The 13350-nt window shown below is 60.1% G+C and carries 14 protein-coding genes; 7 read left to right on the top strand and 7 right to left on the bottom strand.

All coding sequences use genetic code 11. The annotated features are described in order from the left end of the window. The first annotated feature begins 1 nt into the window (after position 1). From AC1DTN_RS20235 to glpK, 5 genes are all read left to right on the top strand, one after another. The gene (locus AC1DTN_RS20235) at positions 2-868 is read left to right on the top strand and encodes a carbohydrate ABC transporter permease (protein WP_037108406.1); all 867 of its coding nucleotides are present in this window, start codon (positions 2-4) and stop codon (positions 866-868) included. 14 nt (positions 869-882) lie between these two features. Then, positions 883-1704, top strand: coding sequence for a carbohydrate ABC transporter permease (locus AC1DTN_RS20240; RefSeq protein WP_477922342.1), 822 nt, complete (start codon positions 883-885; stop codon positions 1702-1704). A gap of 12 nt (positions 1705-1716) precedes the next feature. After that, positions 1717-1998: a DUF2160 domain-containing protein gene (locus AC1DTN_RS20245; protein WP_025668566.1), complete on the top strand. Its 282-nt coding sequence runs from the start codon at positions 1717-1719 to the stop codon at positions 1996-1998. 79 nt (positions 1999-2077) lie between these two features. Then, entirely contained in the window at positions 2078-3808 is a 1731-nt protein-coding gene (locus AC1DTN_RS20250; RefSeq protein ID WP_477922344.1) for an ABC transporter substrate-binding protein, read from the top strand. A gap of 142 nt (positions 3809-3950) precedes the next feature. Beyond that, entirely contained in the window at positions 3951-5447 is a 1497-nt protein-coding gene (gene glpK / locus AC1DTN_RS20255; protein WP_439018776.1) for a glycerol kinase GlpK, read from the top strand. Positions 5448-5520: 73 nt separating this feature from the next. Here glpK and AC1DTN_RS20260 read toward each other — a convergent pair whose 3' ends face one another. The 5 genes from AC1DTN_RS20260 to AC1DTN_RS20280 all read right to left on the bottom strand — a co-directional run bounded on the left by AC1DTN_RS20260 (position 5521) and on the right by AC1DTN_RS20280 (position 11286). Further along, the gene (locus AC1DTN_RS20260) at positions 5521-6591 is read right to left on the bottom strand and encodes an ABC transporter ATP-binding protein (protein WP_477922346.1); all 1071 of its coding nucleotides are present in this window, start codon (positions 6589-6591) and stop codon (positions 5521-5523) included. Between the two features lie 17 nt (positions 6592-6608). Continuing rightward, entirely contained in the window at positions 6609-8129 is a 1521-nt protein-coding gene (locus tag AC1DTN_RS20265; protein ID WP_477922347.1) for a DUF5060 domain-containing protein, read from the bottom strand. Between the two features lie 29 nt (positions 8130-8158). Then, on the bottom strand, positions 8159-9043 hold the full coding sequence (locus AC1DTN_RS20270) for a carbohydrate ABC transporter permease (RefSeq protein WP_007812244.1): 885 nt from the start codon (positions 9041-9043) through the stop codon (positions 8159-8161). Then, complete coding sequence (locus AC1DTN_RS20275) at positions 9040-9939, bottom strand: carbohydrate ABC transporter permease (protein ID WP_477922348.1); 900 nt, start codon at positions 9937-9939, stop codon at positions 9040-9042. Before AC1DTN_RS20275 ends, AC1DTN_RS20270 begins: the two co-directional genes overlap by 4 nt. Positions 9940-10032: 93 nt before the next feature. After that, entirely contained in the window at positions 10033-11286 is a 1254-nt protein-coding gene (locus AC1DTN_RS20280) for an extracellular solute-binding protein (RefSeq protein ID WP_477922350.1), read from the bottom strand. Positions 11287-11783: 497 nt separating this feature from the next. Between AC1DTN_RS20280 and AC1DTN_RS20285 the strand changes: the two genes are divergently transcribed. Together AC1DTN_RS20285 and AC1DTN_RS20290 are read left to right on the top strand one after the other, a co-directional pair. Then, positions 11784-12104 carry a hypothetical protein gene (locus AC1DTN_RS20285; protein WP_477922353.1) on the top strand — a complete coding sequence of 107 codons (321 nt, stop codon included), beginning with the start codon at positions 11784-11786 and terminating at the stop codon, positions 12102-12104. Then, positions 12101-12334 carry a hypothetical protein gene (locus AC1DTN_RS20290; protein WP_477922354.1) on the top strand — a complete coding sequence of 78 codons (234 nt, stop codon included), beginning with the start codon at positions 12101-12103 and terminating at the stop codon, positions 12332-12334. Before AC1DTN_RS20285 ends, AC1DTN_RS20290 begins: the two co-directional genes overlap by 4 nt. A 387-nt stretch (positions 12335-12721) precedes the next feature. On the opposite strand, the gene AC1DTN_RS20295 is transcribed toward AC1DTN_RS20290, so the two are convergent. Both AC1DTN_RS20295 and AC1DTN_RS20300 read right to left on the bottom strand, forming a co-directional pair. Further along, complete coding sequence (locus AC1DTN_RS20295; protein ID WP_477922355.1) at positions 12722-13045, bottom strand: type II toxin-antitoxin system PemK/MazF family toxin; 324 nt, start codon at positions 13043-13045, stop codon at positions 12722-12724. After that, complete coding sequence (locus AC1DTN_RS20300) at positions 13042-13266, bottom strand: antitoxin MazE family protein (RefSeq protein ID WP_007812256.1); 225 nt, start codon at positions 13264-13266, stop codon at positions 13042-13044. Before AC1DTN_RS20300 ends, AC1DTN_RS20295 begins: the two co-directional genes overlap by 4 nt. Between the last annotated feature and the right edge of the window lie 84 nt (positions 13267-13350).

Raw genomic sequence — 13350 nt, forward strand, 5'->3', positions numbered from 1 at the left:
CATGCAGAAGACGTGGAACAACAAAGCCTGGTTTCTGGTCCTGCCGGTGTTGCTGCTCGTGGCATTTTCGGCCGTCATCCCGCTGATGACCGTCGTCAACTATTCGGTGCAGGATACGTTCGGCAATAACGAGTTCTTCTGGGCCGGCACGGACTGGTTCGTCCAGACCCTGCATTCCGACCGTTTCTGGGAAGCATTGCAGCGCAACCTGCTCTTCTCCTTCATCATTCTGGCGCTGCAGATTCCGCTCGGCATCTTCATCGCGCTCAACATGCCGAAATCGGGACCGGGCGTTCCCGTCTGCCTCGTCTTGATGGCCTTGCCGCTCCTTATTCCGTGGAACGTCGTCGGCACGATCTGGCAGGTCTTCGGCCGTGTCGATATCGGCCTGCTCGGTCACACGCTGGAAGCGATGGGCCTCGACTACAACTATGTGCGCGATCCGGTCGATGCCTGGGTGACCGTCATCATCATGGACGTCTGGCATTGGACGAGCCTTGTTGTGCTGCTCTGCTATGCCGGCCTCGTTTCGATCCCGGATGCCTACTATCAGGCGGCCAAGATCGACGGAGCCTCGCGCTGGTCCGTCTTCCGCTACATCCAGCTGCCGAAGATGAAACGCGTGCTTCTGATCGCCGTGCTGCTGCGCTTCATGGACAGTTTCATGATCTATACCGAACCCTTCGTCGTCACCGGCGGCGGCCCCGGCAACTCGACGACCTTCCTCTCCATCGATCTGGTGAAAATGGCAGTCGGCCAGTTCGACCTCGGCCCGGCGGCAGCAATGTCGATCATCTACTTCCTCATCATCCTGCTGCTCTCCTGGGTGTTCTACACCGTGATGACCAGCGGCGACGCGAACGGCTGAAGGAGGGCGCAGACATGACCAGCAAATACAAACCTGCAGGCAACCTTTCCTGGCTCGTTCCGACGATCTATATCGTCTTCCTGATCCTGCCGATCTATTGGCTCGTCAATATGAGCTTCAAGGAGAATGCCGAGATCACCGGCGCCTTCTCGCTGTGGCCGACGAACCCGACGCTGCGCAACTATGCGGTCATCTTCACCGACCCGTCCTGGTACAACGGCTATATCAACTCGATCATCTATGTGGTGATGAACACGGTGATCTCGGTCGCCGCAGCACTGCCGGCTGCCTATGCCTTCTCGCGCTACCGCTTCCTCGGCGACAAGCACCTGTTCTTCTGGCTTTTGACCAACCGCATGGCGCCGCCGGCGGTCTTCGCGCTGCCTTTCTTCCAGCTCTATTCGGCCTTCGGCCTGATCGACACGCATATTGCCGTGGCACTCGCCCACTGCCTGTTCAACGTGCCGCTGGCGGTCTGGATCCTCGAAGGCTTCATGTCCGGCGTGCCGAAGGAGATCGACGAGACGGCCTATATCGACGGCTATTCCTTCCCGCGCTTCTTCATCAAGATCTTCATGCCGCTGATTGCAAGCGGGGTGGGTGTCGCGGCCTTCTTCTGCTTCATGTTCTCGTGGGTCGAGTTGCTGCTCGCTCGCACACTGACGACGACGGCCGCAAAGCCGATCTCGGCGATCATGACGCGCACGGTCTCGGCTTCCGGCATGGACTGGGGCGTGCTTGCGGCAGCCGGCGTGCTCACCATCATTCCCGGCGCCCTCGTCATCTATTTCGTCCGCAATTACATCGCCAAGGGCTTTGCCCTGGGCCGCGTCTGAGGAGGACCGGACATGACCTTTTCGTGGATGGCCTGGACGCTGCCGACGGCGCTCTTCTTCCTGACGATCCTGGCACTGCTGGTTGCCATGAGCGTCTGGGAATATTTTTCGCCGGGCGGCTCGCCGCGCGTTGGCTTGCTTCGGTTCGAGACGACGCGCGGCGACCGGCTCTTCATTTCGCTGCTCGGCGCAGCATTCATTCATCTTGCATGGCTGGGTCTCATCGGACCCAACCTGTGGTGGGCTCTTGGCATCTCCGTGATCTACGCCATCGGCGTGTTCCGCTACGTGTGATGCCAAGGTGATACGGATGGCCGGGGGTACTGGCCGCCTGAGACGTGAGACCTGCAATCGCAAACCCTGGGAGGATATTATGCGAAAGCACTTACTGACGACGACAGCAGGCTTGCTGCTGGCAATGACCGCGTCGGCCTATGCCGGCATGGACGAGGCCAAGACATTCCTCGACAAGGAAGTCGGCGATCTCTCGACGCTTTCCCGCGCCGATCAGGAAAAGGAAATGCAGTGGTTCGTTGATGCCGCGAAGCCTTTCGCCGGCATGGACATCAAGGTCGTATCAGAGACGATCACAACCCATGAATATGAATCGAAGGTGCTGGCACCCGCCTTCACCGCGATCACCGGCATCAAGATCACCCATGACCTCATCGGCGAAGGCGACGTGGTCGAAAAGCTGCAGACGCAGATGCAGTCGGGCGAAAACATCTATGACGCCTATATCAACGACTCGGACCTGATCGGCACCCATTGGCGCTATCAGCAAGCCCGCAGCCTGACCGACTGGATGGCCGACGAAGGCAAGGATGTCACCAATCCTGGCCTCGATATCGACGACTTCATCGGCAAGTCCTTCACCACGGCGCCTGACGGCAAGCTCTATCAGCTGCCCGACCAGCAGTTCGCGAACCTCTACTGGTTCCGCTACGACTGGTTCAACGACGAGAAGAACAAGGCGGACTTCAAGGCGAAGTACGGCTACGATCTCGGCGTGCCGGTCAACTGGTCGGCCTATGAGGACATTGCCGAGTTCTTCACCGGTCGCGAGGTCGGTGGCAAGAAGGTCTATGGCCACATGGACTACGGCAAGAAGGACCCGTCGCTCGGCTGGCGCTTTACCGATGCTTGGCTCTCCATGGCCGGCAATGGCGACAGGGGCATCCCGAACGGCAAGCCCGTCGACGAGTGGGGCATCAAGGTTGACGAGAACTCCCGCCCGGTCGGCTCCTGCGTCGCGCGTGGCGGCGATACCAACGGCCCTGCAGCGGTCTATTCCATCCAGAAATATCTGGACTGGATGAAGGCCTATGCACCGGCCGCTGCCCAGGGCATGACCTTCTCCGAATCCGGCCCGGTCCCCTCGCAGGGCGAAGTCGCCCAGCAGATGTTCACCTACACGGCCTTCACCGCCGACTTCGTCAAGCCCGGCCTGCCGGTCGTCAATGCGGACGGTACGCCGAAATGGCGTTTCGCACCGAGCCCGCATGGCGTCTACTGGAAGGACGGCATGAAGCTCGGCTATCAGGATGCCGGCTCCTGGACGCTGATGAAGTCCACGCCTGATGATCGCGCTAAGGCGGCCTGGCTCTATGCCCAGTTCGTCACGTCAAAGACTGTCGATGTGAAGAAGAGCCACATGGGCCTGACCTTCATCCGCCAGTCGACGCTGGACCACAAGTCCTTCACCGACCGTGCGCCGAAGCTCGGCGGCCTGATCGAGTTCTACCGTTCGCCGGCCCGTCTGCAGTGGTCTCCGACCGGTACGAACGTTCCCGACTATCCGAAGCTGGCGCAGCTCTGGTGGCAGGCAATCGGTGACGCTTCGTCAGGCGCAAAGACGGCGCAGGGAGCAATGGACTCGCTTTGCTCCGAGCAGGAAAAGGTGCTGCAGCGCCTCGAACGCGCCAAGGTGCAGGGCGACATCGGCCCGAAGCTCGCCGAAGAGCACGATCTCGAATATTGGAACAAGGATGCCGTCGCCAAGGGCAACCTCGCTCCGCAGCTGAAGATCGAAAACGAGAAGGAAAAGCCCATCACCGTCAACTATGACGAGCTCGTCAAGAGCTGGGCCGAAGCCAAGAAGTAGGCTGATCGACCGGGCGGGGGCCCGGCAGCCATCAGACCTTCCCGGCAGCGTGCCGGGAAGGTCGACACCACTTCCAGAACAAAAACGGGGACAGAGCTGCCGTTCCGGCGGAACGATGGCTGCTGCGCAGGAAACAGATGTCATGAGCGGCCATATCCTTGCCATCGACCAGGGCACGACATCGTCACGAGCCATAATTTTCGACCCTCAGATGCGGACCGTATCGTCGGCCCAGACGGAGATCACCCAGCATTTCCCACAGACCGGCTGGGTGGAGCATGATGCAAACGAAATCTGGGACACGGTGCTTTCGACGGCCCGCGACGCCCTGGCAAAGAGCGGCGCAGCTCCTGGCGCAGTCGCCGCCATCGGCATCACCAACCAGCGGGAGACGACCGTCGTCTGGGAAAAAGCCACCGGCCGGCCGCTTCACAAGGCGATCGTCTGGCAGGACCGGCGCACGGCGGAAATGTGCGACCGGCTGAAAGTCGATGGCTATGAAAAGCTCTTCACCGCCAAGACCGGTCTGCTTCTCGATCCCTATTTTTCCGGCACGAAGCTGCGCTGGCTGCTCGACAATGTCGAGGGACTGCGTGCCCGTGCCGAAGCCGGAGAGGTCTGTTTTGGTACCATCGACAGCTGGATCATCTACAAGCTGACCGGCGGGCGGGCGCATGTCACCGATGCGACCAACGCCTCGCGAACCCTGCTCTACAATATCGCCGAGAACCGCTGGGACGACGAGCTTCTCGAGATCCTGCGCATCCCGCGGGCGCTGCTGCCCGAGGTCAAGGACAGTGCCGACGATTTTGGCACGGTCGATCCTGACATCTTCGGCGCGGCGATCCCGATCCTCGGGGTCGCGGGCGACCAGCAGGCGGCGACAATCGGCAATGCCTGTTTCGAACCGGGCATGGTGAAGTCGACCTACGGCACCGGTTGTTTCGCGCTCCTGAATACCGGTGACGACCGCGTCCACTCGAAGAACCGGCTGCTCACCACCATCGCCTACCGTCTGAACGGCAAGACCACCTACGCGCTGGAAGGGTCGATCTTCATTGCCGGTGCGGCCGTGCAGTGGCTGCGTGATGGTCTCGGCATTATCGGGAACGCATCGGAAACCGGTGCTCTGGCTGACAGAGCCGATCCGCAGCAAAGGGTCTATGTCGTGCCCGCCTTCACCGGCCTCGGTGCTCCCTATTGGGATCCGGAGGCGCGGGGCGCGATCTTCGGCCTGACGCGCAACAGCGGCCCGGCGGAGCTGGCGCGCGCCGTCCTGGAATCGGTCGCCTACCAGACGCTCGACCTGCTGGTGGCGATGCGCAGCGATTGGGGCGACCATCCGATCGAAACCGTGCTGCGCGTCGATGGCGGCATGTCGGCCTCCGAATGGACCATGCAGCATCTCGCCAACATTCTCTCAAGTCCGGTCGATCGGGCGGCGACCTTGGAGACGACAGCGCTCGGTGCAGCCTGGCTTGCCGGATCGAAGGCCGGTGTCTGGCCGGACCGGACGGAGTTCGCGCGCGCCTGGGCGAGCGACCGTAGCTTTGAGCCCGATATGACTGACGTAGACAGGCAGGCGAGAATTGTCGGTTGGCGCAACGCGATTGCGCGAACACTCAGCACGGTGACCTGACCTAGCGCGGACCACCACCGTCGGGAAAGAGCCGGGCGGTGTCAGGCCGCCCGGCTCATCGATATGTCTTGCGTCAAGCGTCGAGCCGGTTCTGTGTCTGCCGGTCGAAGAAGTGCACTTTCGGGGTCGCAAAGGACAGTTTGATCCGTTGTTCGGGTGCAAGGCTCACGCGTTCGCGCACAACCCAGGTGAGTTCCTTGCCCTCGACCTCGACGGCGACATGGGTTTCCGAACCGGTCGGCTCGATGAGCTTCACGATCGCTTCGATGCCCTCATCGCCACCGAGCGAAATATCCTCCGGACGGATGCCGAGCGTCAGCGACTTGCCAGCGGAATTCTCCGGCGCTTGCGAGAGTTTGACGCGCGCGCCGCCGGGAAGAGCGAGGCTCGGGCTACCGGAGTTCTCAAGCGTGCCCTCGAGGAAATTCATCGCCGGTGAGCCGAGGAAACCGGCGACGAAGATGTTGCGCGGCCGGTCGTAGAGTTCGAGCGGACTGCCGATCTGTTCGACGTGGCCGCCCTGCAGCACGACGATCTTGTCGGCCATGGTCATGGCCTCGATCTGGTCATGCGTGACATAGACGATCGTCGTCTTCAGGCGCTGGTGCAGCGCCTTGATCTCGGCCCGCATCTTGACGCGCAGTTTGGCGTCGAGGTTCGACAGCGGCTCGTCGAAGAGGAAGACCTTCGGATCGCGAACGATGGCACGGCCCATGGCGACGCGCTGGCGCTGGCCGCCCGAAAGCTGCGCCGGCTTGCGTTCGAGCAGCGGCTGCAGGCCGAGGATCGCGGCAGCCTCCGCCACCTTTTTGTCGATCTCCGGCCGTTTGGCGCCGGCCAGTTCCAGCGCAAAGCCCATGTTCTGGGCGACCGTCATCTGCGGATAGAGCGCGTAGTTCTGAAAGACCATGGCGATATCCCGGTCCTTCGGCTGCAGGTTGTTGACGACGCGCCCGTCGATGCTGATCTTGCCGGCGCTGATCTCCTCAAGACCAGCGATCATGCGCAAGAGCGTGGACTTGCCGCAGCCGGACGGGCCGACGAGGATGACGAACTCGCCATCGGCAATCTCGACATCGATGCCGTGGATGATGTCGACCGAACCGAAGGACTTCTTGACTTTGTTGATGCTCAATCCGGACATGGGGGCTCCTTCTATCCTTAGCGCTTCCTGCGCACGCGCAGCGCCTGATGCGGCTTGCGGGGAAGCTTGACGCCGAAAGCAGCATCAGGCTTGCCGCCGCGCACGATCGCGCCATGACGGGTGGGATGCGGGATGGGTGCGGCGACCTTCTCGGCCGGTGTGATCGTCATCTCCCAGGTATCGATGATATCGACATCGTAATTGTCGTCGTCGAGCGGCAGACCCGATGACCAGATGACCGGCTGGTGCTCGCCGAGATAGATCAGCCGGAAATCATCGTCGCCGTCCCGCGCACCCGAGACACGCGACCAGGGCCATTCACCGATAATGCCGAGCGGCTCCAGCCCGTGCTTCACATCCGCCTCGAGCAGATCGCGCAGGAAACCGATGCGCTTCCAGGCCTCGCCACGCAACTCGCCGCCCTTGGCCCACCAGATCAGGTCCTCGGGATGCGAATAGGTCTCGCCGTGGCCGGCATAACCGCCGCGCGCCATGGTGATCCAGTAGCGATGCACCAGTTCCTGAGCGGAGAGATTGCCCCAGGACTGCAGGATATCGCCCTCGTATTCCGGCTCGTCGTTGACGACCGGCTTGCCATAGGCGTTGCGCCATTCCTGCGTGCGCTTGACGTCGGGGTTCTGGATGCAGGTATGGGTGACCCAGGGCTTGCGATGGTCGAAATTCGCCGTCACGTCGCCATTATGGATCGAGCGCAGGTGTTGGTAGGGATCGTTTTCTTCGAGGATATGGAAGTAGCGGTCCCACTGCTCCATTGGCTTGGTATCAATCAGGAAGTCATATTCATTGGCAAGCGACCACCAGACATTCCGGTAAGCAGAAAGCCGCGCCGCGAGATAGGCGACATAGCGGAAATCCTGCTCGGCCGACATGTCGGCATAACCCCAGCGGTCATAGGGGTGAAAGATGATGATATCGGCCTCGATGCCGAGCGCGCAAAGGGCTGCCACCTGCCGGTCGAAATGCTGGAAGAGGGCAGGGTTCGGCCGGTCGAAATCCTCCCTGCCATCAGCCCCTTTTTCGAAGCAGGCATGTAGCGGCTCATTGGTATTATAGGGATAGTCCTTCGGGAAGACGCCCATGCGGATCTTGTTGAAGCGGGTTTTCTTCAGCGTCTCCAGTGTCTGGTTCTGCATCTCCAGCGGCTGATGCGTCCAGGCATAGCAGGTCGTGCCGAAGGAGAAGAAGGGCGTTCCGTCGGCATAGCCGAAATGGAACTTGTTGCGCACCCGCACCGGTCCATGATTGCCTGCCGACGGCGCGGCTGCTGTAAACGAACCCGTCTTGCCGTCGAGTGCCGACGTCTTCGAGCGCGTCTTGAAGGACCATTCGCCCTCGACGTCGGGCATGAAGCGGATGCGGTAGGTGCCGTTTCCGTCATAAAAGCCCGGCACGCGGACCTCGCGGCTCTTGTGCGTGAACACGGCATCGAATGCCACGTCGAGATAGGGATTGCCTTCGGACGGGCCGGCAAAGGCCGCTTCGAACACGCCCCATTTTTCGACTGCTGCATCGGACATTCTGTCTCTCCTCGTAAACAAGATTTCGGTCAGCCCTTGACGGCTCCGGAGGTCAGTCCGGACACGAAGTAGCGCTGGAACATGAGATAGACGATCGTCGCCGGTAGCACGGTCATGACGATCGCGGCGTTGAGCTGGCCGTAATTGCTGGAAAACTGACCCTGGAACGACATGAGGCCGAGCGGCAGGGTCCACATGTGCTGGTCCTGCAAAAGGACGAGTGCCATGGCGAATTCGTTCCAGGTGGAGACGAAGTCGAGGATCAGCAATGCGGCGAGAACCGGCAGGCAGACGGGCAGGAAGATCCGCCGGAAAATGGTGAAATGCGTCGCGCCATCGATGAGGGCTGCCTCCGACAGCTCCTTCGGAATGCCCTTGAAGAAGCCGTGCAGGATGAAGACCTGATAGGGAACGCCGAAGGCGATATAGGGCAGGATGACGCCCGGATAGGTGTCGATGAGCCCGAAGGAATTCACCAGCGTGAAGAGCGGTGCGAGCATCACCTGGAAAGGGATCATCGTGCCGAAAACGACGAGCAGCAGGAGCGCCTTGCTGATCTTCAGCTTGATCTTGGCAAGCGCGTAGGCGGCCATTGCCGACAGCGCGAGGCCGAGCGGCACTTTGATGACCGTGATGATGACGCTGTTGAAGAAGGAGCTGGCAAAATTGCCGCGGCTCCAGGCGTCGGCGTAGTTTTGAAAGGCGAGTTCGGTCGGCGGCATGAAGGCGCCGGTGCTGGTGACTGCGGCCGGTGTCTTCAGTGAGGTGAAGACGATGAAGACGAAGGGTGCTACCCAGATCAGCGCGACAAGGATGAGGGCGATCCACAAGCCGATGAGGATGGGATCGCGCTTCAGGCGAAGGGGCTTGGTATCGATGTCGAGATCATCGGCTTGCGCTCCGAGAACTGTCACAATTCGACCTCCTCATGCTTTTGCGTCCAGCGCAGATAGGGGATGACGATCGCCATGGTGATCAAAAGCAGCACCACCGAGATCGCAGCACCGCGGCCGAAATCGAATATCTGCATGGCCTGGGTGAAGGCCCAAAGTGCCAGCATCTGGGTCGACTGGGCGGGACCACCGCCAGTCAGGCCATAGACGATATCGAAGGCCTTCAGCGACGAGATGATGGAGAGAACCAGAACGATGGTAATGGTGGGCCGCAATGCCGGCAGCGTAACATGCTTGAAGACGGCCCAGCGGCCGGCGCCATCGATGCGGGCGGCTTCCACCAGCGTCTGCGAGACGTTCTGAAGACCTGCGAGGAACAGCACCATCGAGAAGCCGACGGTTTGCCAGAGATAGGCGATGAAGACGGAATAAAGCGCGATATCCTTGTTGCCGAGCCAGTCCTTGATCCAGGTCTGCATGCCCCAGGAGGTCAGCATCTGGCTGAACAGGCCGAAGAAGGGATCGTACATCCACTTCCACATGGTGGCGACGGCGATCGGCGCAATGATGACGGGCAGGTAGAAGATGGCGCGCAGGCTGTTGCGGCCGAAAATCTTCTGATTGAGGCTGAGCGCCAAGAGCAGCCCGRCCAGCGGCGGGAAGATCAGGCTCATCAGCGTCCAGATCACGGTATTCCGGAAAGCAACCCAGAAGACCGGATCGCGCGTGAAGATCGCCGTATAATTCGCGAGGCCGACGAAAGGCCGTTGCGGATCGAGCCCGTTCCACTTCTGGAAGCTGATAATAACCACGTTCAGCATCGGGTAGAGCGCGAAGATCGCGTAGATGGCCAGAGCCGGGACGAGCAGGATGAAGGCCTGCATGCGTGGATCATGAGTTGTTTGGCGCAATGACATGCTCACCTCCGGGCAGGGCACGGCCCTGCCGGTCTTGCGAATGCGGCGCCAGCCGACCGACATTGTGTCGGCCAGCCGGCGTCTCGGGAGGAGTTAGGTTCTACCGGCGATGAAGGCCTGCATCTGCTTGGCTGCTGCGGCCGGCTCGATGCTGCCGGAGGCGACATCGTTGATGACGCGGAAATATTCCGTCGTCACGTCAAGCGGGAAGGCCTGGTCGCCGTTCATGTAGATCTTGCTATAGGTCTTGAAGATATCCAACCACTCGGCTTCCAGAGGCTTCTGGTTGGCGTACTGGACATTCTTGTTGACCGAGATCGAGCTGATCTGGCCGACGAGATCCTGCTGCACTTTCGTCGACAGGAAATAGTCGATGAATTTCGCAGCCATGTCCGGGTTCTTGGTCTTGGTGCTGATGTAGTTGTACTCGGCGAAACCGTAGAGACGGTTGGTGTTGGTCGGGAAGGGGAAGATCCCGTAATCGTCGAGATTGACGCCGCTGCCGGACAGCTGGCCGACCAGCCAGTCGCCTTCCAGCATCATCGCCGCGCGACCGGCGGTGAAGAGACTATAGGACTGCTTGTTGTCGATGCCCATGAAAGGCTGCAGCGTATAGTCCTTCGTCCACTTGGCGAATTCGGTGAACGCGTCGGTCGCGCAGGGCTCCTTCGACCAGTCGAGCTTCATCAGCTTCAGCTGGTCGTGCTTTTCAGCACCGCACTTGGTTTCCAGGATCACATCCATCAGGCGCATGACGTGCCAGTTGACGGTGCCGCCGAAGGTGAAGCCCGGAATGCCGGCTGCCTTCAGCTTGTCGGCTGCGGCCAGAAGCTCGTCATAGGTCTTCGGCTCTTCGGTGATGCCGGCCTGCTGGAAGAGCTTCTTGTTGTAATAGACGGCCTCACCCTTGAAGGTGAAAGGGGTGCCGTGCTTGCCGCCCGGATAAAGATCGGCAAAGGCAGCCGCAGAGGGAAGCAGCTCGTCGTTCCACTTGTATTCGGTGTAGTACTTGTCGAGCGGCAGCGACAGGCCGGCCTTCACATATTCGCCGCCGAGGCCAAGGCCTGCCCAGCTGAAATAGATGTCCGGGCCGCGGTTGGAACCGGCAGCGACGCGCAGCGCCGTCTTGTGCTCATCGACGGCGCGCTGGACGATCTCGATATGGGTTCCCGGGTTTGCCGCTTCGAAGTCGCTCGCAACCTTCTTCAACGCCACGTTGGCGGCATTATTGTCGAAGTTCAGCGTCCAGAGCGTGATGTCCTCGGCCTTGACGGGGGTGACCGCAACAGCCGCAATTGCGATGGCGGCCATGCATGAAGACTTCAATTTAGCAGAAAGCGTCAGCATTACGTCCTCCTCTTGTAAGCTGGAGCCTTTCTTGCCGGATGCTCATTGACATGTCAACTGGTATGATGAGCTAACCATAGGAATGGGCGTCTTATGATCGATGCCAGTTTCGTTGAGGCCCTGGGGGCGGCCGCGGCCGGGGAGGATGCGTTTGTTGGAATGGTTATTTCGGGTTGGAAAACCTGGCGCCTTCTAGCTTCGGCGTCCAGCCTCGTGCGTGCACGGTAGCTCGATGCTCGTTGCGCTGACCAATGAGGAGATTGCCCCATCGCCTCTGATGAAGCATTCTTTGCCGCACTGAACAAGATGGAAATGATATCGGCTCAAGTGACAAGCTATCGATAAACGCGTGCGGCGTTGAGCGACATGCTCGCTCCGATCGACGTTTTGAAGGTGCTCTGCCATGGGCAAGTCTGGAAAGACGATCGTGAAGTCGCGCTCATCATTGACCACGACGGCAACCCGCCGCCGCCAACCGTGGGCATCGATTTGGCCGTATGGCGCTCAAAAACCAGACGACAGCGGCGAAAACGGATTTTCTCAGGGCTTGTTCGTCGGGTATCGTCTCCATCGGCGGCCTGGACGAACGGACGAGCTTCGCAACGCTCCTGAGCCGTGTCGGCACGAGCGCTGTCGTAGCGCCGCGCTGGAAAATTGACGCAGAGCTGGCATTGCCCATCCTCGACGAAGCGATAGCGGGCTTCGTGGCCGGGCAACCGCTGAACAAGGCGATGAGCTCGGCCGTCGCCGCCGCGATCAACCGGGGAGTGCCGGCATGGCAAGCCCATTCTTTTGTCATCGAGGGAGCCTGGGAATGAGCATTGCAGATGATCTCAACAAGAAGGGTGCGACGCCCGAGACGATCCTTCAGGTCCTGGATACGACCGTCTTCGAAGCATCGGGCGACCTATCGCCTGATGAGATGATGTCGAATTTGAAAGCGGTGGTCGATGACGAGGCAGACGTGGATGAGGCCCTCGAAACGCTTCGCAAACATCCAGAACTCCTCAATGAAATTGCGTTGCTGTGGATTGCGCACGCTGCGTAGCAACCGGAGACCGAGCAACTGATTTCCGAGGCGATCGCGGACGCGGATCGCCAGATGCCGATGCTGGAGATTGGCGCGGTGACACTCATCGCCCTCTAAGCGATCTACACCTTCGGCCCGAACAAACCGACGAATGTGAAATGGACCATCAGGCAGCGCAAGGACGGGACATTCGAAGAAATCAAAAGTGACGCCGAGTTTGCCGACTTCAGCGAACCAGTGAAGGCTTTTGGATTGTTTACCGGCGCGACCAAGGGGAAGAAATAGACTGACTGGGATGGCATTTCCGGCCGCCGGTCCTTCAAATCAACCACTATCGATACTTGAACCTCGTGGTCACTGAAACGTCGAAGTACACAGGAATCTGACGTAGGCATAAATTCGTAATTACGCGATACCCAAAAAAACGGCGAGGGACCGGGTGACTGCTAGGAGAGCAGCATCTTCCAGGCGACCAATCATTGTACCAATTCTTTCGCGTTTCACGGACATGGCTTTGTCCACCATCACTTGCGAGGCTTTGCGCAATCCGCTTTGCGCGGTTGGCTGAATTGTTGGCCGAATGAGCGGCGCGTCGATGAGTGTACTGGAAATCAGCAGCACAGTGACCGTGCCTGTCGCGTCGAACTGATCGGCCTGGATGACAAGTGCCGGACGAGGCTTGCCGAAATCGCCGCTGATTACGACGGTGACGATATCACCACGCCTCACGCTTCACCTTCGGAGTCCAGGTCGCCGAGAGCGGCATCGAGGAAATCTTGCAAATCACGGTCGCCAGCATCGGCAAGGGCTGTCTGAACGGACTGACGATGGCATTCGGCGGCAAAACCGGGGCGGCGAGTATCGGGGACCCATATCTGCACCGGTCGCAGGCCGGCAGCCCGCAATGTTTCACGACGCTTTTGAACTCTTTCGTTGACAGAGGTGGCCATGAGGAAACTCCCTTGACGTTGTTACATGTAACATAAGAACCAGCTGCTGTCATGTCAACGTGGCCGGAGAAGAGAAGCGCCAGC

It is taken from the genome of Rhizobium sp. 01T444, assembly GCF_056398305.1.